General features: G+C 47.2%; 11 protein-coding genes. 9 read left to right on the plus strand and 2 right to left on the minus strand.

From position 1 onward, the window contains the following. Nucleotides 1-11 precede the first annotated feature (11 nt). The 8 genes from BMZ72_RS00540 (at nucleotide 12) to BMZ72_RS00575 (ending at nucleotide 16,514) form a co-directional block, all read left to right on the plus strand. Entirely contained in the window at nucleotides 12-1,514 is a 1,503-nt protein-coding gene (locus BMZ72_RS00540; RefSeq protein WP_089804201.1) for a SusD/RagB family nutrient-binding outer membrane lipoprotein, read from the plus strand. A gap of 26 nt (nucleotides 1,515-1,540) precedes the next feature. Beyond that, entirely contained in the window at nucleotides 1,541-3,055 is a 1,515-nt protein-coding gene (locus tag BMZ72_RS00545; protein ID WP_177222637.1) for a DUF5689 domain-containing protein, read from the plus strand. 15 nt (nucleotides 3,056-3,070) lie between these two features. Then, nucleotides 3,071-4,561 carry a calcineurin-like phosphoesterase C-terminal domain-containing protein gene (locus BMZ72_RS00550; RefSeq protein ID WP_089804203.1) on the plus strand — a complete coding sequence of 497 codons (1,491 nt, stop codon included), beginning with the start codon at nucleotides 3,071-3,073 and terminating at the stop codon, nucleotides 4,559-4,561. Nucleotides 4,562-4,810: 249 nt separating this feature from the next. After that, nucleotides 4,811-11,920, plus strand: coding sequence for an Ig-like domain-containing protein (locus BMZ72_RS00555; protein WP_089804205.1), 7,110 nt, complete (start codon nucleotides 4,811-4,813; stop codon nucleotides 11,918-11,920). A gap of 24 nt (nucleotides 11,921-11,944) precedes the next feature. Then, entirely contained in the window at nucleotides 11,945-12,913 is a 969-nt protein-coding gene (locus tag BMZ72_RS00560; protein ID WP_089804207.1) for a PorP/SprF family type IX secretion system membrane protein, read from the plus strand. 19 nt (nucleotides 12,914-12,932) lie between these two features. Continuing rightward, nucleotides 12,933-14,777 carry an OmpA family protein gene (locus tag BMZ72_RS00565; protein ID WP_177222638.1) on the plus strand — a complete coding sequence of 615 codons (1,845 nt, stop codon included), beginning with the start codon at nucleotides 12,933-12,935 and terminating at the stop codon, nucleotides 14,775-14,777. A 165-nt stretch (nucleotides 14,778-14,942) separates the two neighbouring features. Then, nucleotides 14,943-15,797, plus strand: coding sequence for a helix-turn-helix domain-containing protein (locus BMZ72_RS00570; RefSeq protein WP_089804211.1), 855 nt, complete (start codon nucleotides 14,943-14,945; stop codon nucleotides 15,795-15,797). A 141-nt stretch (nucleotides 15,798-15,938) separates the two neighbouring features. Next, on the plus strand, nucleotides 15,939-16,514 hold the full coding sequence (locus BMZ72_RS00575; protein WP_089804213.1) for a DUF417 family protein: 576 nt from the start codon (nucleotides 15,939-15,941) through the stop codon (nucleotides 16,512-16,514). A gap of 72 nt (nucleotides 16,515-16,586) precedes the next feature. On the opposite strand, the gene BMZ72_RS00580 is transcribed toward BMZ72_RS00575, so the two are convergent. Together BMZ72_RS00580 and BMZ72_RS00585 are read right to left on the minus strand one after the other, a co-directional pair. Next, entirely contained in the window at nucleotides 16,587-18,062 is a 1,476-nt protein-coding gene (locus BMZ72_RS00580) for a DUF6770 family protein (RefSeq protein WP_089804216.1), read from the minus strand. Nucleotides 18,063-18,086: 24 nt separating this feature from the next. Next, the gene (locus BMZ72_RS00585) at nucleotides 18,087-19,559 is read right to left on the minus strand and encodes a M48 family metalloprotease (protein WP_089804218.1); all 1,473 of its coding nucleotides are present in this window, start codon (nucleotides 19,557-19,559) and stop codon (nucleotides 18,087-18,089) included. Nucleotides 19,560-19,726: 167 nt separating this feature from the next. On the opposite strand from BMZ72_RS00585, the gene BMZ72_RS00590 reads away from it, so the two are divergent. Then, entirely contained in the window at nucleotides 19,727-21,430 is a 1,704-nt protein-coding gene (locus BMZ72_RS00590) for a S1 family peptidase (protein ID WP_089804220.1), read from the plus strand. Nucleotides 21,431-21,559 lie beyond the last annotated feature (129 nt).

Here is a 21,559-nt window from a genome sequence, read left to right on the forward strand (position 1 = left end):
TCTTAAAAGCAATGAAGAAAGTTATATATAAATTCTCCGCTGTCGTATTGATGGGTAGCCTGCTTTTCTCATCCTGTACGAAAGACTTTACAGAGATCAATACTGATCCGAACGGTACTCCTACGGCATTACCTGAGCAGCTGATGGCGCCGGCACTGGTAGGTACACTTGGTTACAACATGCTTCGTAACCGCAACTTTAATAATGAGTTGATGCAGGTAACGGTAGATCCGAGTGATGCAGAGGGTAAGGTATTCAGATATGATTACCGTGCTACCTGGGCCGATTACCTGTACAATGGCCTATATTCTGAACTGACCAATTTCAAGGACATGTATAAGGTAGCCAGCAAACCGCTGACCTACAACAGGTCCTACATGGGTATTTCTGTTATCTGTCAGTCATGGATCTATTCCATACTGACAGATACTTACGGAGATGTTCCTTATTTCCAGTCCAATGAAGCAAGAGACAGTGCTATCTATGAGCCCACGTTCGACGCACAGAAAGATATCTATATGGATATCTTCGATAAACTTGATTCAGCCAACGTATGGTTATCCACCGGTACGGCGATCAGTTCTACCAGTGACCCTGTATACGGTGGGTCGGTAGCGAACTGGCGTAAGTTCGGTAACTCACTGTATTTACGTTTGTTGCTGAGGGTATCCGGTAAAGCGGAGATGACAGAATTCTGTAAAGCCAGGATCAAAAAAGTTGTTGAAACTTATCCGATCATGGCCAGCAATGCAGAGTCTGCGATCCTGAGATGGACAGGTGTTGGTCCGCTGTCTTCTCCTTACATCGGTGTAAGAGAACAGGACTTCAGGGCGCCTGGTATTGCCAGCTATTTCATCGATAACCTGAGTTCCTGGAATGATCCGCGTATCGACATTCCTACCTATGGCACCAGCAGCATTAACAGATGGGGTATTGCTCCTTACTCCGGTTCTTACCAGGGTATTCCAAGCGGTTATGCGCCAGGCGAGAACCCGATAAAAAAATGCTACTTCTATTCTAACACCTCTGCGGTGTCGCTGATGACAGAGCCAATGACGGGTATGATGATGAATTATGCGGAACTGAAGTTCATCCTGGCAGAATGTGCTATCAGGGGATGGATCACTGGCTCTGCTGAAACCTACTACAATGATGGTGCACAGAACAGTATCACTTTATGGCTGCCTAACTGGGTTGTGCCAATCAAAGACTTCCTGACGGCAGCAGACATCGAGTGGGATGATAAGTTATCATTCGAAGATAAAATGGAAAGGATCCACAAGCAGAAATATTATGCGCTGTTCCTGATGGACATGCAGCAGTGGTTTGAATACCGTCGTACTGGTCACCCGATCCTGCCTAAAGGCGCGGGACTGAAAAACGGCGGTGTGATGCCTGCAAGGATGACTTATCCTGTATATGTACAATCAACTAATCCGACAAATTATAAACTGGCAGTTGCCAGACAGGGGGCAGATCAGATCTCTACCCAGGTTTGGTGGCAAAAACCATAATTGATATTCAATACCAAAATACTGTCATGAAAAAGATATTTATATACGCTTTCTTATTGTCCTCACTGATCACGCTTTGGGGATGTGAAAAGGATAATTATCCTGGAGCAGAGATAAGCCCTTATGTGGCAATAATGGATGTCAGAAACCTGTACAGAGGTCAGGACCTTGTACTGAACAATGATAATCTCAAAGGTGGTCATAGTCTGGCAGCGATGGTTGTATCAGACCATTCCGGCGGCAACCTGCCGGAGGGACTGCTGGTGGTACAGGATGCCCGTCGCCTGTCAGCCATGCGTGGTATTTCGATTCCTTTAGGCGCTGATGCAGCCTCCTTTGTACCGGGTGATTCTGTGATCATCCATATAGATGGTAAGACATTGTCAAGGGTAAATGGTATCCTGGAGATCAAGGGCGTTAGCAAAAGCGATATCCAGAAGGTTTCTTCTGATAACCCGCTGACGATCATGCGTGTGACGATCGGTCAGATGCAGACCAATCCGGATAACTATGAGAGTATGTTGTCTGTGATTGTGAAAGGTACTTTTGATCCGTTGCCACAGCCCACAGATGTTTTATCTGGTGATAAGACACTGAATGATGGTTTTGGCGATATCATCCTGCATACCGAAGCAAATGCTGCCTTTGCAAATAACGCGGCTTTTGTGAATGCTAACTATACCGGTATTGTCTTCAACTCCGAAGGGAAGGAAGGAAAGCTGACCCCGCAGTTCAGGGTGCGTACCGGAAAAGATGTGCAGGAACTGAGTTCTCAGATCCAGGTAGCACCTGTACTGATCACTGGTTTTATGAGTGATGTAGCCGGCGGTGATGGTAACTATGAATACGTACAGCTGATGGCGACAACCGATATTGATTTTGCGCAGACCCCTTATGCGGTAGTGATGACCAATAATGCCAATGCTTCTACGCCAACGGGCTATCCTACCAATGGATGGGCTACGGGTAACATGCGTACATATAAATTCAGTCTGAGCAAGGGTACTGCGAAGAAAGGCACTTTCTTCTATGTAGGCGGCGCCGGTAAACTGATCAATGGTTCCGGTTCTACCAATATTAGCAGTTCCAACTGGATCAGGGCATTTGATTATACCAAGAATGACGGTGATGGCTTCGGTCTGAAAACAGGCGGTCTGTTTGCTAATAGTGGTAACGCATCCGGTGTAGCGGTATTTAAAGATTCTACCGTTACTGCCAGCTCTACGCCGGTGGATGTGATCTTTATCGCTACCGGTGGTAGTTTGTACTCCGGCAGCAAAGGATACCGTGTTGCCAATACGGATTTCTATGATATCATTAATCCGCTCACGATGGCGCAGCAGCCATTCTACAGACAGGGTTCCAATACCCTGAGTCTGGTGTACAACACAGCTGACCTGGGCTATTTCAATATGCTGGGTGGTGTGTACAATCCGGCGCTGGGTAAATGGGTAAGAGCAAGGGCACAGAACAACAGACTGCTGACCAAGAGCTCTCCAATAACAGATATCGAAGGAGAAGGAGCTACAGTTCTCAAATAAACAGATTAAACAGTTATGACGCTTAACAGAAGAAAATTCTTAAAGAATCTTGGTATTACCGGTTCACTGCTCACAGTGCCTTCGGTAATGCTGAACGCAAAGCCATTATTCGGAAGAGGAAACATCGATCTTTCCAACGTTACATTAAAAGGAAGGGTACAGAGCAACGGTAAAGGGATCTCCGGTGTACAGGTAACTGACGGTATCAATATCGTGCTGACCGACAAAAACGGCGATTATGTGCTGCAGAGCAACGGTACCGCTGAATTTGTATATATCAGCGTACCATCAGGTTATGCATTTCCGGAAGAAAAGGGGATCGCTAACTTCTTCAGACCACTGAGCAAGGGAAATCCTGTTGTCAAAAATGACTTCAGTCTGGAGAAGTTGAAAGTAGATGACCGTAAACATGCTTTTGTTGTGTGGGCCGATCCGCAGATGAAATCGAAGAAAGATGTGGAGTTGTTAATGAGTCAGTCAGTGCCTGACCTGCAGGCGCTGGTGAAATCCTACCCAACGGACCTGCTGATCCATGGTATTGGCTGTGGAGACCTGGTATGGGATGAATTCGAACTGTTTGCAGATTATAAAGAAGCGGTTGGTAAAACCGGTATTCCTTTCTTCAATGTGATCGGTAACCATGATATGGACAATGAAGCCCGTACAGATGATGGTTCTTCCAACACGTTCAAGAAACAGTTCGGACCAACTTATTACTCTTACAACAGGGGAGAAGTGCATTACATCGTACTGGACGACGTATTCTTCCTGGGCGCTGCGAAAAATTATATCGGCTATATTACTGAAAACCAGTTACAATGGCTGGATCAGGACCTGGCCCATGTAAAACCAGGCAGCACCATCGTATTGAGCACGCATATTCCGACCTTCACCGGCCAGCAGAGAAGAAACGGCAAACCGGAAGAAGTGGGCGGTGGTACAGTGGCTAACAGAAAGCAGTTGTACAAGATGCTCGCGCCATACAAGGTGCATATCATGAGCGGACACACGCACTTCAATGATAACTGGGAAGAAGGAGATATCATGGAGCACAACCATGGTACCGTATGTGGTGCCTGGTGGACGGGCCCTATCTGTGGAGATGGTACGCCGGGCGGATATGGTGTGTATGAGGTAGACGGTACTGAGATCAAATGGTATTATAAATCAACCGGCTTACCAAAAGAAACACAGCTCCGTATCTATCCGAAAGGAAAAGTAAAGGAATCGCCGGATGAGATCTCTGCCAATGTATGGAACTGGGATAGCAAGTGGAAAGTTGAATGGTATGAGGACGGCGTATTAAAAGGGCCTATGGAGCACCGCGTAGCCTACGATCCGTGGGCGGTGGAACTCTATCTCGGACCACAGTTGCCTAAAAAGCACAAGTTCGTGGAGCCTACTCTCAATGATCACATGTTCTTCGCAAAACCTTCTCCTGATGCTAAAAAGATCACGGTGAAGGCGACCGACAGGTTCGGTAATATTTACGAAGAAAGCATCTGATAAACACGTTTCAATTTTTCAGAAAAGGCAGGTCATGAAAATGACTTGCCTTTTTCTGTTATCAGATATTAAGTTAATAATCTATATTTGTGTCCGTTATGAAAAATGTCGGAGTGGGAAGCCACTTTCGACATTTTTTATGAACATTGTTCGGGAATGATGACAATATTCTGTCCCTTATTTAAGTAAGTGTGTTTCCTTAAACCAGTGAAATATACGGCCGGAGAGGGCTGTTAATTGAAAATACCTATGAAGACAAAATTCTTCGGAGCACTTTCGGGCATTTGCCTGATGCTCTTACCCATCCTTGTTTACGGACAGTTGCCATTCAGCCCCTGTAGTCCGACGGGAGGAAAGAAAGCCGATATTCTCGGTGTGGAAACCAAGTACAGGGCCCCTGGCGGAGCGCCGCCGACCTTCACCATTCCTGCAGGTACAAAGTCAGTCGTGGTGTATGTTGCATCGGAAACCGGTTTGAATAATCCGGCGGGAGATGCGGAAACCCTGAGAGGAGATGAAGACTTTATTACGATCAATGCGATCATCGACATCCCCACGCTCACTTCGTCCGGATTTCTCAATTATGCCAAGAATACCAACACGCTTGGCTCCGGAACAAATGTATATGGATGGAGAAAAGTAAACCTCGGCGCTGTTATCCCTGATGCAAGTAAGATTGGCGACAAGACCCCAGACCTCAACAACGTTAGATTTTCAATCACCGGCTCTACACTGACGATCGCGGAAAACGCGACAGGTATCCATTCCTCTTATCATGTTGAATATCTGTCACCTAACACAAACTCACTCAATCCGCTGCCTACGCTTATCCGCAGTATGCAGCACGGTGTGACGGCTGCCAGTACTGATCTGATCATACCCATCCCTCCGGGAACAAGTATTATCAGTATAGCAGGTAAGGGTAGTAATACCAGTGTAGCAGATCTGGACAGTAATAACGGTACAGAAGAAGGTTATTCGAACCTGCACTTCCTGCTGGACCTGGACCAGTCGCTCCTGAATGGATTTGTGACACTGGCGAACGGTGGTTCTGATGACAGAAGGTCTACTTATGTAATTAGTAATAAGGATGTTACGCTTGCTGGTCCTTTGACTGCTTCCGGTACTATCACCGGAGACTATACGTCAAAGAATGTCAGCGCCGGAGCTGTCGGTATATATGATCCGGAAGTTTACGTGAGCGGTGGTAACCTGATCATCAAACGTGAATCGAATTACGCCCGCGACTTTGACGACTCCTATGTGTTTGAGTTTTATAGCAGGGTAGGACAGGGTATGAGTGCGGAATTTATTGATTCCGATATCCGCAGTATAGCCAGTGCAACCTATCCGGCAGCAGGTGTGACCAGGACCTTCAGAATTCCTTCCGGTACCAACTTTATTTATTTCAACGAGACAGCCAACGCGATCAACTTCAACAACGAGAGTAATGAGAATCCGCTGGCGTCTTATGCATATATAGATCTTGAAAAGGAAACGGCTACTGGTTATTATTATCAGCAGGTAGGTTCTTCTACCGGTACCGGCAGACGTGAAGACAACTTCGCTTTCCGTGATGTGCCGCTGGACAGTACCAGTACCAAGACACATGTCAATACCGTAGGTTTCAAGGCGGGTTTCCCGTATGACTTCTCTTTTAAACTGACGGCGGATAAGAGTCAGCTGATCGTTACCAATAAAACGGGCCTGGCCAATCAGTCTTACCAGTTCCTTTTGTCGGCTGACTTCTTTGGTGCACGTCCGGACGTAGCCTTCAATCCAACCAATATCAGTTTCACCAAAGGCACTAACTGTAACACTGTTCAGGCGCATGTGCAGATCTGTAATCCGGGTTCCGGTAATAACAACGGTGGAATGCCGGTGGCTTTCTATGAAGGAGACCCTACTACGGATCCGAATGCACGACTGTTATATGTGGGCCTGGTACCTGATCAGATCAAAATGGGTGAGTGTAAGGACTTTGCCTTCAACCTGGACCTGAGCGGAAGAACGAATCTGAATATTGGTATCTCCATGATCCTGAACGATAATGGGTCTTTTGTAACAGGAGGTGTCGGCGCAACGGTCGGTACGCCTTTTACACTGGCTTCTTTAAGTACGCAGGATCCTTTCTATACAGAGTGTTACTATGATAATAATATATATAGTACCACTATCAATGTAAATAACTGTCCGGTATTAAATCCGGACCCTGATCATAGCTCAGGAGCGGCTGGTAATTACAGTTATCTGAATTATTACAATGCAGGTAGTGCGGTTGGTGCCAGGATCACAGATACAGATCTGACGATCACTGATCCGGATGGCGGTACAGTTGCTTCTGCGACCATTACCCTGTCTAACCGTCCTGATGGTAATAATGAAGGATTGCACCTGAATGGTACATTACCGGCAGGTATTACTGCTACAGGAGATAGTACCGGTACGATCATACTGACAGGTGTTGCTTCTCCGGCAGATTATATTACAGCCATCCAGCTGATCGGGTATTATAATAAACAATTAACGCCTGATCAGACAGACCGTACTATTCTGACCACCTTAAATGATGGTACAGAGAATGGTCCGGTAGCAACCACCACTATTAAGATACTGGTAGATCCACGGATCAGCGTATCTGGCAATGCGACCGTGATCGCTGACAATAGTGCTACGGTGAATACGACGGACGGTACAGACTTTGGTGTGACGCTGGCCAGTTCATCTGCAGTGGTACATAACTTCTCTGTTCAGAACGTGGGTACAGGTACTTTACATCTGACAGGCGCTCCTGTTGTCAGCATTAGTGGAGATGCCGGATTTACGGTTTCTACACAACCAGGGGCTGCGAATCTGGCAGGTGGTATCAGCAGCAATTTCAGTGTAAGTTTTGATCCGGCAGGACATGCCGGTGGAACTTATACCGCTACGGTACAGATCTCCAGCGATGATGCGGATGCCGACAGAGCTGATTATATCTATGTTGTCAGCGTACTGGTGAACAACCTGCCTGCTGTCAGCAACAGCAGTGTGAACGTAAATGAAGACAATACCCTGCATTTTGCGGCGACTGACTTCAGCAATAACTATAGTGATATTGATGGTGTGACACTGACGAAAATAAAAGTGAATACCCTGCCTGCGAATGGTACCCTGGAATTGAACGGCGTACCGGTTGTAGCAGGAGATGAGATTGCGGCAGCAGATCTGGTGAATCTCACATTTGTGCCAAACCTTAACTGGAATGGAACTACCAGCTTCAGCTGGGTAGCTGCAGATCAATATGATTATGCTCCTACAGCGGCCACCATGACCATCAATGTTGCCCCGGTGAATGATGCCCCTGTTGCGACTGTTCCTGTGAACATCAATGTAACGGAAGGAACACCTGCAAGGATAGATGGTATTTCCTTTGCTGATGTAGATGCGGGTAGCAGTACGGTGACGGTCACCATCTCTGTGCCGGAAGGGTCCTTTGCGGCTTCTTTAGGTGGAGGTGTGACGGTAGGCGTATCTGCAGGTGCGCTGACACTGACCGGTACAATTGCGAACATCAACGCGTTTATTGCCGCAGGTAGTGTTAAATATATGACGATCGTAAATCCTTCCCCTACGGTACTGGTGACAGTGAATATTTCCGATAGAGGCAATACCGGTAGTGGAGGTGTTTTACAGGATACGGAGACATTCCCGCTGACGATCACCAGGGTGAATACGCCACCAACAGGTACAGGCGATACAAAGACAACCCTCAGAGATACTCCTGTTGACGGTGCTGTAACAGGTTCCGATGTGAATGGCGATCCGCTTACCTTTACAAAAGCGACCGATCCTGCACATGGTTCTGTAGTAGTACGTGCGGATGGTACTTATACTTATACACCGGCCCCGGGTTATGTAGGTGGTGATAGTTTTACCGTAACAATCAGTGACGGTAAGGGTGGTAGCACAACTGAAATAGTAAATATTACGGTTACAACGCCGCCGAACAATCCGCCGACAGGTACAGGTGATACAAAGACAACCCTCAGAGATACGCCTGTAGATGGCGCTGTAACAGGTTCCGATGTGGATGGTGATGCACTGACCTTTACAAAAGCAACCGATCCTGCACATGGCTCCGTGGTAGTGCGTGCGGATGGTACCTACACCTATACTCCGGCAGCGGGTTATGTGGGTGGTGACAGCTTTACTATAACAATCAGTGATGGTAAGGGTGGCAGTACAACTGTGACTGTAAATATCACAGTGAATACACCGCCAAACAATCCGCCGACAGGCACAGGTGATACAAAGACAACCCTCAGAGATACCCCTGTAGATGGCGCTGTAACAGGTTCCGATGTAGATGGTGATGCGCTGACCTTTACGAAAGCAACCGATCCTGCACATGGCTCCGTAGTAGTGCATGCAGATGGTACCTACACCTATACTCCGGCAGCGGGTTATGTAGGTGGTGATAGCTTTACTATAACAATCAGTGATGGTAAAGGGGGCAGTACAACTGTGACTGTAAACATCACAGTGAATACACCGCCAAACAATCCGCCAACAGGTACAGGTGATACAAAGACAACCCTCAGAGATACCCCTGTTGATGGGGCTGTAACAGGTTCCGATGTGGATGGTGATGCGCTGACCTTTACGAAAGCGACGGATCCTGCACATGGTGCTGTAGTGGTACGTGCAGATGGTACTTATACTTATACACCGGCTACAGGTTATATAGGTAGTGATAGCTTTACCGTAACAATCAGTGATGGTAAAGGTGGCAGTACTAGTGTAACTGCTAATATTACCGTTACCACACCGCCAAACAATCCACCGACAGGTACAGGTGATACAAAGACAACCCTCAGAGATACCCCTGTTGATGGGGCTGTAACAGGTTCCGATGTGGATGGTGATGCGCTGACCTTTACGAAAGCGACGGATCCTGCACATGGTGCTGTAGTGGTACGTGCAGATGGTACTTATACTTATACACCGGCTACAGGTTATATAGGTAGTGATAGCTTTACCGTAACAGTCAGTGATGGTAAAGGGGGCAGTACAACTGTGACTGTAAACATCACAGTGAATACACCGCCAAACAATCCGCCGACAGGTACAGGTGATACGAAGACAACGAACAGAGACGTGCCGGTAAATGGTGCTGTAACAGGTTCCGATGTGGATGGTGATGTACTGACCTTTACAAAAGCAACCGATCCTGCACATGGTACTGTAGTAGTGCATGCGGATGGTACATATACTTATACACCGACCGCAGGTTATGTGGGTGGTGATAGCTTTACTGTTAAGATCGATGACGGTAAGGGTGGAAGCACTACCGTAACTGTAAATATTACCGTTACCACACCGCCAAACAATCCGCCAACAGGTACAGGTGATACAAAGACAACTGATCAGGATGTACCAGTGGATGGTGCTGTAACCGGCTCCGATGTGGATGGTGATGCGCTGACCTTTACGAAAGCGACTGACCCTGCACATGGTAGTGTAGTGGTACGTGCAGATGGTACTTATACTTATACGCCTGCAACCGGTTATAGCGGTAACGATAGCTTCACTGTTAAGATCGACGATGGTAAGGGTGGTAGTACTACGGTAACGGTGAATATTACTGTTACACCGGTAGTCGTGCCTCCGGTGAATACACCGCCAACAGGCACAGGGGATACTAAGACAACAGATCAGGATGTACCAGTGGATGGCATCGTAACAGGCTCCGATGTGGATGGTGATGCGCTGACCTTTACGAAAGCAACTGATCCTGCACATGGTAGTGTAGTGGTACGTGCGGATGGTACTTATACTTATACGCCTGCAACCGGCTACAGCGGCAACGACAGTTTCACTGTTAAGATCGATGATGGCAAAGGCGGCAGTACAACGGTAACAGTGAATATTACCGTTACACCGGTAGTCGTACCTCCGGTGAACACACCGCCAACAGGTACAGGTGATACAAAGACAACAGATCAGGATGTGCCTGTAGACGGTGCCGTAACCGGCTCTGATGCAGATGGCGATGTACTGACGTTTACAAAAGCGACCAACCCTGCACACGGTACTGTCGTGGTACGTGCGGATGGTACTTATACCTATACGCCTGCAAGCGGATATAGCGGTAATGACAGTTTTACTGTTAAGATCGATGATGGTAAAGGTGGTAGCACAACAGTGACTGTAAATATTACTGTTACACCGGTAGTCGTAACTCCGGTAAATACACCGCCAACAGGTACAGGTGATGATAAGATCACTAATAAAGATGTACCTGTCAATGGCGCGGTAACCGGCTCAGACGCTGATGGCGATGTACTGACATTCACGAAAGCAACTGATCCTGCACATGGTACTGTCGTAGTGCGTGCAGATGGTACTTATACTTATACCCCGGCAGCTGGTTATACCGGTGATGATAGTTTCACTGTTAAGATCGATGATGGTAAAGGTGGTAGTACCACTGTGACGGTGAATATCACTGTTAAACCAGTGATCACTACACCGGTGAATAATCCGCCGACTGGTTTTGGTGATTCTAAAACGACACCTGAAAATACGCCGGTAAGCGGTACTGTAAGTGGTACTGATCCTGATGGCGATGTGGTGACCTTTACAAAGGCAACAGATCCTGCGCATGGTACGGCTGTCGTAGGCGCAAATGGTACTTATACCTATACGCCGGCAGCGGGTTACAGCGGACCGGATAACTTCAACATCACAATCAGCGATGGTAAAGGTGGTACAGCGACAGTGACAGTAAATATCAATGTGACACCGGTGATTGTGATTGAAGATCCTGTGGCCCTGAATGACAGAGGTGAAACAAAGGCCAACATCCCTGTTACGATCGATGTACTGGCAAATGATGACGCACGTAACTCAACACTGGATAAAACATCTGTTGAGGTGGTTGTATCACCTGCGCATGGTACGGTGAAAATAAACGAAGATGGTACTGTGGTGTACACGCCTGATCCGGGTTATACTGGTGATGATAGCTTCACCTACCAGGTGAAGAATGCAAACGGTCAGCTAAGTAATGCGGCGACCGTTGCGGTAACGATCACAGCAACCGGTATCAATGTACCGAACCTGTTTACACCAAACGGTGATGGTAAGAACGACTTCTTTGAAATACGCGGACTGAACCAGTATGCAGAGAATGAGCTGATCATTGTCAACCGCTGGGGTAATGAAGTGTACAGACAAAAAGGATATCAGAATACCTGGAAAGGTGACGGCCTGAATGAAGGAACCTATTACTATCTGTTGCGCATCAGACGAAGCGGCAGTGCGGAATGGGAAGTGATGAAAGGATACGTTACACTGATCAGGGCTTTCAAATAATCATGTGAACCACAGACCTAAACTATGAAAAAAATATTTTTGATAGCTGGACTGCTGACATCATTGGGATTGACTGTGCATGCACAGCAGGATGCACAGTATAGCCAGTATATGTTCAATGGCATTTATATCAATCCTGCCTATGCAGGGTATAAGGAGCAGCTCAATCTGCATGCCTTTTACCGTAATCAGTGGACAGGGCTGAAAGGTGCGCCGGAGAGTTTCTCGCTGGCGGTAGATGCGGCGGCCAATGACGGTAACGTCGGACTGGCACTGCAGTTATCCGGTGATAAACTGGGTGCGCAGGATAACCTTTCTGCTTATGTCAGCTATGCTTACCGCATCCGCCTGAACAGGGAAGGTTCTTCCCGTCTGGCGATCGGCCTGAGTGTGGGGATGCTGCAAACGGGTATTAATGGGTCACAACTGAACCCGAATGATCCGGAGACAGATATGCCGGCGGGACTCCACCGTCTGACGCCTGATGCGAGAGCCGGGATCTTCTATTCGGATGACCGTTACTATGCTGGTTTCTCGGTTGATAATATCGTTGTACAGGCCTTTGATAATAAAGGTAAGTTCCTTTATCTGCCACAGACCAAACTGCATTACTATCTGACCGCTGGTACGCTGATCCCTTTGAATGAGGATATTCAGCTGAAACCATCCTTTCTCCTGAAAGATGACCGTGGTGGTCCTACCAGTCTGGACCTGAATGCCTTCCTGCTTCTGAAAGAGGTCGTATGGATCGGTGGTTCCTACCGGACGGGCCTGAAGCTATATGATAAAAGCTATCTGCAGAAAAACCTGATGTATCGTAATGCGGCGGTGGCAGCGGCAGAGGTATTCCCTATGCCGAATCTGCGTATCGGGTATGCCTACGACTTTTCTGTAGGTCCGTTACAGAACTACAGCGGCGGCACACATGAGATCTCCGTAGGATTCACCTTTAACAAACAAAACATCAGGATGGCTACCCCAAGGGTATTCTGATAGCTTAATCATGCTGACGATGAAGACAATACATTACGCGATCGGTCTGTGTTTTTTGCTTACTGCTGGTTCTGCAAAGGCGCAGTATATCATTAAGGCGGCTGATAAAGCATACGATAACTATAAGTACGCAGAAGCGACAACGCTTTATGAGCAGGCTTATCATAAAAAGGCGAGTCTGCATGCGGCGGAACGTCTTGCGGACTGTTACCGTTTTAATAACAACTATCAGGAGGCGGAGCGCTGGTATGCAGTAGCTACCGGTATGAGTGGCAGTAAGGCAGAGAATACCTACTATTATGCCCGCGCTTTACAGAACAATTCAAAGTATCCTGAAGCGCGTGTACAATATGAGAAGTATGCAACCGCAGCAGGAACAACGGTTACACCTGAGTTACAGCGTACCTGGATCGCTTCCTGCGATTCAGCCATCAGCTGGATGCAGACGCCTGACCGTTTAAAGATCGACAATTACAAGGCCCTGAACTCCGGTAAATCAGACTGGAGTGCGGTGCCATATATGGGTGGTGTGGTGTTTACGTCCGACCGTTCTGCGGCTGGCGTACATCAGCCGAAAAAGCACCATTTTTTCCTGCGTTTTGATACCAGGGTAAAACCAGATCCGCTGACCAGTGGCTGGACGGGTAATGATTACCTGCATCTTTTCCGGAAGCCGGCGAACGGAGACAGTATCTCGCTGTTCCCCTTGCAAACCGGTACCGGATATCATGTTGGTTCCGCCAGTTTTACGAGAGACGGGAAAGAAATGTTCTTTACCCTGACCCGTATTCCCGGCAGGGGAGACCGTGCGAAGGGCAAGGCGGCTACTGTGAATGTGGAGATCTACAGCAGTAAACAGGATGCTTCCGGTAAATGGTCCGCACCTGTAGCATTTTCACATAATAACGTAAATGCATATTCCGTAGGTGATCCATTCATTACACCGGATGGTATGGCTTTATACTTTGCCTCCAATATGCCGGGTGGCGCTGGTGGTACAGACCTGTATATGTGTTACCGCACGGCTACAGGCCAGTGGGGACCTGCGCTGAACCTGAAATCTATCAATACGGCAGGTAATGAACGTAGTCCGGCGATCGTAAAAGGTGACATCCTTTATTTCGCCAGTGATGGACGCATTGGTATGGGCGGTCTTGATATCTATCGTGTAAAGCTGGATAAGTATCAGTCTGGCCAGATGAGCGGTACAATCAGGAACATGCGTTATCCGCTGAATTCACCACAGGATGATTTTGCTTTTGGTTTAACTGATGAAGGGATTGCCTATCTGTCTTCCAACAGGAACGGCGGTAGTGGCAGTGATGATATTTATGCGGTGGAATCCCTGCCGGAAGAAGAGATACCTGCACATATTCCTGACCAACCGATCAAGGATGATACACTCCGGAAGGTAACCGGTGATGTAACTGGTGCCGAAGCAACACCTGAGCCAGCGGTGCAAACACCTGATCCTGCGCCGGTGGCAACGCCATCAGATGATTCCGGGCAGTCAGGATTACTGGATATCTATTTTGATTTTGGTAAGGCTGCTATCAATCCGGCTGCTGCACAGGTACTGGACGGGCTGGTGAAGACGATCATGGAAAATCCGGATAAATCAGTGGAACTGAGTGCACATACGGATGCCCGTGGTAATGACGCCTTTAACCTGGCATTGTCTCAGAAACGTGCGACGTCTGTAATGAATTACCTGATATCCAAAGGGGTGGCGAAAAGCAGAATTTCAGCCAAAGGCTATGGGGAAACGAAGCTGCTGAACAGGTGTGGCAATGGCGTCAACTGTAGTGAGGAAGAGCATAAGCTGAACAGAAGAACTGCGTTTAAACTGGTAAAGAAAAAGTAAGCAACTATATATCATCAGGGACAAAGCGGAAAGGGCAACCTTTCCGCTTTGTTATTTTGGGCTATGGCCATTCGCCATAAAAAGCACTTTCATAACCATAAGACGGACAATCTGTTTTATATTTATTGATATATTTTTGTATTCGTCAGATCATTATCTGTGTGCATGAAAAGAATCTGTTCTTCCTCCAATGAAACTTTGCTCGGACTCGATACCGGAGAAGATTGCCTGGCAAAGCCTGTGCAGTATGCAGAATATACGATCGTATTTGTAGAAGAGGGTGAGGGCATCTTTCATGCAGACTTTGGCGCATTTCCATTTAAAGGGCCGGTATTGCTGTTCTCTACGCCCCTGCAAATGATCTATATTGAACAACCTGGCCCCTGTAAACTGGCCATGTTGCAATTCCACAGTGATTTCTATTGTATAGAATATCACAAGGCACAGGTAGCCTGTAATGGCTTACTGTTTAACAATATCTATATAGAACCTTCGGTGAAACTGAACGACCGGGAGGCGCGTATCTTCAAAAACCTGCTGGATGAACTGGCAGAGGAGTTTGACGTCAGCGGTTGTGATGAGATCGTGATGCGGGGGTATCTGCAGTTGTTCCTCGCCAAGTCGAGTAGCATAAAGACGCGCTCAGCCGCTAATATGCTGAATCCTGAAGAACGGGATGAGCAGATGGAGGAGTTCAGACGTTTGCTGGACCAGCACTACCTGACCTTACACAAGCCAGCCGACTATGCGGAGCTGCTGGCGATGTCTTCTAATAACTTTACCAAACGTTGTACAAAATACTTTAAGAAGTCGCCTTCTGCCATGATCCAGGAACGTTTGATCCTGGAGGCCAAGCGCCAGTTGCACCTGACCCGGCGTAGTATCAAGGAGATCGCGTATTCGCTGCAATTCAGCGATGAGTTCTATTTCAGCCGCTTTTTCAAGAAGTTTACCAGGGTTTCCCCGCAAACTTTCCGGCAGCAGACCGGTATTTCCATCGTAGCGGACCTTCCCCAGTAATCCTGTTGTCTTATTGTACCCTCTGACCTGACGCCTGGCATATTTGTCCAAGTGACAGACTGGATCGTCCATGTTCTGCCGTGGCAGGTCTGTCTACCTTTACATTGTCAATACGCACACTAACAACTAACTTATATTAAAATGAAAAATTCAATCGTCAATTTCGTAGCTAACCTCGATCAGTTTGGTAAAAAGGCCGTCCGTTTGGGTATTGTTGTCGTATTCCTCTGGATCGGCGGTTTGAAGTTCTTCACTTATGAGGCAGATGGTGTTGTTCCTTTCGTAGCCAACAGTCCGTTTATGTCTTTCTTTTACAATCATCCGGAAGAATATAAAACACATCAGAATAAAGAAGGCGAACTGATCGTGGCCAATCATGAATGGCACACTGCCAATAACACCTATGGTTTTTCTGCGGGTTTAGGCGTGTTGCTGGTCAGCATGGCCATACTGGTAGCCCTGTACAAGGTAGCGCCGTTTGCCAGTATGATCGGTAGTATCCTGATCTTCATTATGACCCTGGGTACGCTGTCTTTCCTGGTGACCACACCTGAAAGCTGGGTGCCGCATCTGACAGATAAGGACTGGGGGTTCCCTTTCCTGTCCGGAAGAGGCCGTCTGGTGATTAAAGATATCGTGATACTAGGTGGTGCGATCATTACGGCGAGTGAGTCAGCGAAGCTGTATCTGCAAAGACGGAAGGCAATTAGGAATTAGGAATTACGAATTAGATAGAAAAAGCCTTACACGGATTAAGTGTAAGGCTTTTTTTATGTCTTTTGTGTGTGTTTATATCGCTTCGATAGAGAATTTCGTGTATTTCTCTTTTCTGTTGTATTCGGCTACGATCACATGGCCTTCTTTGGCAGGAAAGACGTTCGTACGAATGTTACCATCTTTATGAGGAATGACGCGCACGATACTATTTTTCTCCAGGTTATAAATGAGCGAATTCGCCTGGTTATTGACGATCAGATAAACAGACCTGGTATCAGATGAAGACACTGTGTATAACGGTGGCATACCGATAAAATCAGATGGTTTTCTGAGATCAAAGGGATCGAGATCTGCATTAACGAAAGGTGTTACTACCCCCAGTTTGCCTTTTGCATCCTGTTTGATCATCACTACACCGCCATATTTGGCTCTGCGGTAATTATTGGTCCCGGCGATATACGTATTACCCTGGAAATCTCTGAAGGCAATGACGTTTTTCATAAAGGCATTATTATGCAACAGAAAGTCATTCTCAACCAGTTCTTCATCAACTTTGTCGGTCCAGTAAGTAAATTGCCGTTTCACGGCCGTTTTTTCATGTCCGTCAACATTGATGACAAAGATACCTGAGAATATGTGCTGTACGACATTTTTGGTGTACAGGTAAGCACCGGCTGCCATCGGATCAGGAATATAGCCAGCCAGATACGGATGGCCGGTGGCAGGATCATTATCGAATTCCACTGCCAGCAAAGGATTGCGGAACTGGTCCTGTAAAGGGAGTTTCAGGATGCCGGTTTTTGTATCTGTATTATAGGAGATCACTGTATGGTCACGTAAGGATCCGTATCCCTCTGCTGTGATAAGGAGAAGCACATCCCTGCCGGAGGTCAGCATGTTATAATGGTCGCCATCCTCAATAATATATTTTTCCCAGAGTAATTCTCCCTGTGTTGTTACGACAAGCAGATAATTGTGTGCGTTATCGCCGAAGAAAAAAGTAAATCCTTTCTGATCCTGGTTTTTGAGTTGCAGGGGATATCTAAGTCCGCCGTTGCCGATCTTACCGTCACGGGTGGTTGTCCAGGCCAGCCGGATATCAGTTCTCAGTCTTTTCTCAAAAATGTGTGCAATTTTACCATCCAGGCTGATAAACTGTGCGAACAGGGAGAGGTAGCCTTTTGACAGGGAATCATTCCGCTCGTTTCTGCTGGCCCAGTCATAACCCAGTACATTGCTTTTCAGATAAGCCATGCAGAGGGTATCATTCACAAAGGATACCTGTTGCAGGTCCAGTTTCTTTTCTTTGAAGTTGACAATCCCCAGATCCTGCAGGTTCTCGTCCATGATCTCGATCTTATAGTTGAAAGAGTCTTTATCGGCCCTTTCCAGTTCTGAGAAGGACAGATAGCCGATCAGGTCTCCATTCTGAAGAATGGGCTTAAATTCGGTAGAGATCCCTTCATGTACCTCCTTAAAGACTTTTGTTTGCGCCTTTACAAGGAAGGGGGAGAGAATGATGAGGAGGAAAGAGAGTTTTTTTATCATAAAGACGTTAGTGGGAATGAAATCTTACTTCTTGACTTCTTTTTTTAAGTCGTCCGCATATTCACCATACAGACTACTGGTATATTTTTCCGTAAAGGTTTTGGCTGCTTTTGTCTTGCTTGCCTCGTTGCTCTCTTTGTTGAGTGCAATACTCTGCATCAGCGTTCTGAAGCCCTGTTCCTGGTCCTGCATTTTGCTCCAGAAACCAGCTCTTTGCAGTTGCTCACAGCTTTTGCCCAGTTCCTCACGCGGCATCTGTTCCAGCATGGTTTGCAGTTCGTAGAAGTCTTTAGAGATATATTCTTTCTGCGTTACCCCGATAGCGGCAAAGCGATGCAGTTCGTTGTCTGCATGGAACAGTTCGAGCATGATATTATGGATCATGAAATCGTACCATGGATCGGTATTACCGTTGTCTTTCGCCATTAATACGCGATACAGGCAGGGCGCCAGGTTCATGTTACAATACATATTCCATATCAGCATTTTATTGGCTTTCTCCTTAACGGCAGCAGGGATCGGCGTCTGTTGTGCCGGCGTAGTAGCCGCTACTTTCGTTTTATTGTACCTGTCTACACAATCAGGGTGTGTTTTCAGGGAGTCCTGCATGGTGACGTTTTCCTGGAAGTTATAGTTCCGGGTAGAAAGGCCTTTGGAGCGCTTTTTCAGCCAGGCGTCCTCTATGCTGACACCATATGCCGTGAAGTAGTTTTTTACCGGTTGTTTCAGTGGCTGGTGATACAGCATATCTGCAGTATCCAGGCGAAGGAATACATTCGGATCGAAGGCTATATTGGCATTTTTGAGCAGGACCACGGCGAGTGAGTCGGCGTCTCCTTCGTGGTAGCGTTGGTGACGGCTTCTGTCAAAGGAATAGTTCTCGAATACCTTTTTCAGGCGGGTCAGTCGCTCGTATTTAGAGTCAAGCACGTCTTCCATTGACTGTTTATATTCACTGGAAGTCAGCCATTCTGCACGTTTCTTCATACTGTTTTCTGCGTGCAGGAGGATGTTATGCGACAGTTCGTGTGCGAGTGTCAGTGCCAGTTCTTCTTTTGTTCTGGCAAACTGGATCAGGCCCAGGTTGACCGCGATAACGTTACTACCTACTGCATAGGCGTTGATTGACGGACTTCTGTCCAGCACCAGGAATGGCTGTGCGGGCAGGAAGCCTTTGTTGCCTTTGCAGATTTCGGTGATAATGCTGTATACGTAGGCGTATATGTCTTTGTCGTATACATAGTTGTCAGATTTGATGGCGCCGGTGAAAAACTCGGTTCGTCCATCCCAGATCTCCTTGTATTTCTTTTGCGTTTCCTTGTCTTTGTAATTGGCAGGGCAGGTCCATGCTTTTTGCAAAGAGTCCTTTTGCTTCTGGTAAAAAAGGTGGGAGAGGTCCTGGTAACTATAGAGCTCATTTTGCTGACTTTGGGCTACCTGACTGGTTACAACGAGCAGTAACAGCAGCAGGGATACATACTTTGGTATAGGTCTCATGCGTGATTTGTCCTTCTTATTCCGGATAATGTTGCAAGATAATTATTTTAAATATATATCTAAGCTTTTCATTGTAAAGGAACTGTGCTTTTCACTGTTCGGGATATAAAAACCTGCGAACGGTAGATTATCTTTAGTTTTCCGGTTCCCAAGATCCGGGTTGAAAAATGAGAAAAAACCAACTATTAATCCTTTTCCTGCTGCTGTTAGCGGGAAATACCTATTGCCAGCAAGCTAATGATTTTCACGGATTTACCTTACGCGAGGTCAGTACAGCACTCCCTCACGCCTATGTGCGTATGTGGGGGTATGATACTGTTGCCCGTCAGCAGATGAGCGCTACGTTCAGTGGCGTCGTTGTTACGAAAGAAGGCCATATTCTGACCGTGGCTCATACAACCGTACCCGGTAATATCTATATGGTGACTTTTACTGATGGCAGATCGGCGATCGCACAGGCACTGGGTAAAATTAATTTCCCGGAAACGCCGGAGTTGCCGGATGTGGCGATGATGAAGATCCTGACGCCGGGCGACTGGCCGGTGGCGCCTATGGGCTGGTCTTACGATCTCCAGGTAAATGAACCCTGTTTCAGTATTGCGTATCCGGAGAGTCTGAATCAGCCCCTGCCTATGATGACGGCGGGACATATTACCCGGGCAAAGAATGAGAAGGGTTTTATTGAGTCTACCTGTATGATGGAACCGGGTGATTCCGGCGGACCGCTGTTCGACTATCTGGGACGGGTCATCGGGATGAGAAGTGCGATAGAACCGGATGAAAAGAAGAACTACGACGTACCTGTTGATCTGTACAGAAAATACTGGACGGCTTTGACGCAGCCGGTACATTATACAAAGTATCCGGAGATAACAGATAGTGTAAAAACAGATCCGGCAGCAAATCAGATCAGTTCCGATGATCAGCTGGAAAGGCTGCGTCTTGTGATAGGATCGAACAAGGCGGAGAAAAAGGGCTGTGTACGTGTACAGAGTGTAGCTGGCCATCAGCAGCGTGTGATCAATGGTATGCTGATCGATGTAAAGGGGGCTTCTTTTGTGGTGAGTAAGAGCAGCGAGGTAGGAGAAGCGCCGGTTGTCGTATACAACAATAAACGGACGAAGGCCCGGATCATCGCACGGGATAAAGAGAACGACCTGGTATTATTACGCCCTGAGATCCGTATAAAAGATGGTATTCTGTTTCCGCTAAAGTGGCAGACGGAAATTAAAACAGGCATGTTCCTGGTATCGCCACAGCCGGATACCCTTGCTATTGCCAGCGTATTTGGAAAGGATACATTCAGTTTGCCTAAAATGAGCAGTCTGGGTTTTCTGGGCGCCGCTATCGCGCCTGATAAGAAACCCCTGGTCCTGACCTATGTGATGCCGGGATCTCCTGCTGATGCAAAGGGCGCTACACCCGGTGATGAGATCATCAGTATCAATGGTGTTGCGGTGAATGAACCGATGGATTATGGCAGGGAATTATTTACCTACTGGCCGGGTGATACGGTGGTCATACAACGACGTCTGCATGCGGTAACCGCAGGTCCGGATGGCGCAGATGCTAATCTTCATCAGACAGCGGAAGTAAATGATACGATCGTACTGGCGAAACGTCCGCAGGCGCCTGCAACCCATGCGACAGATCTGTTCAGGGGAGGCAAAAGCGAGCGTAGAGATGGCTTTCAGGCAGTGATCGCACATGATGGGATACTCCGGCCGGAGCAATGCGGCGGACCGCTCTTTACGGGAGAGGGTGCATTTGCAGGGATGAATATAGCGCGGTTTTCCAGGACGGTTTCATTGGCTCTTCCGGCAGTAGTGGTGGAGACGTTTGTGCTACGCCAGTTAGGAATTAAACGTTAGTCATTGGGAGGGCAGTTCCTGTTGATAATGTTTAGATAGTACAACTTCGCCGTTACACCTCCGTTTGGAAGGGAGGTGTAACGTAAGATAAGTATAGTTAGATTATAGTAAGACCACTAGTCGCCTATT

This window comes from Chitinophaga sp. YR627, assembly GCF_900114995.1.
GTDB lineage: Bacteria > Bacteroidota > Bacteroidia > Chitinophagales > Chitinophagaceae > Chitinophaga.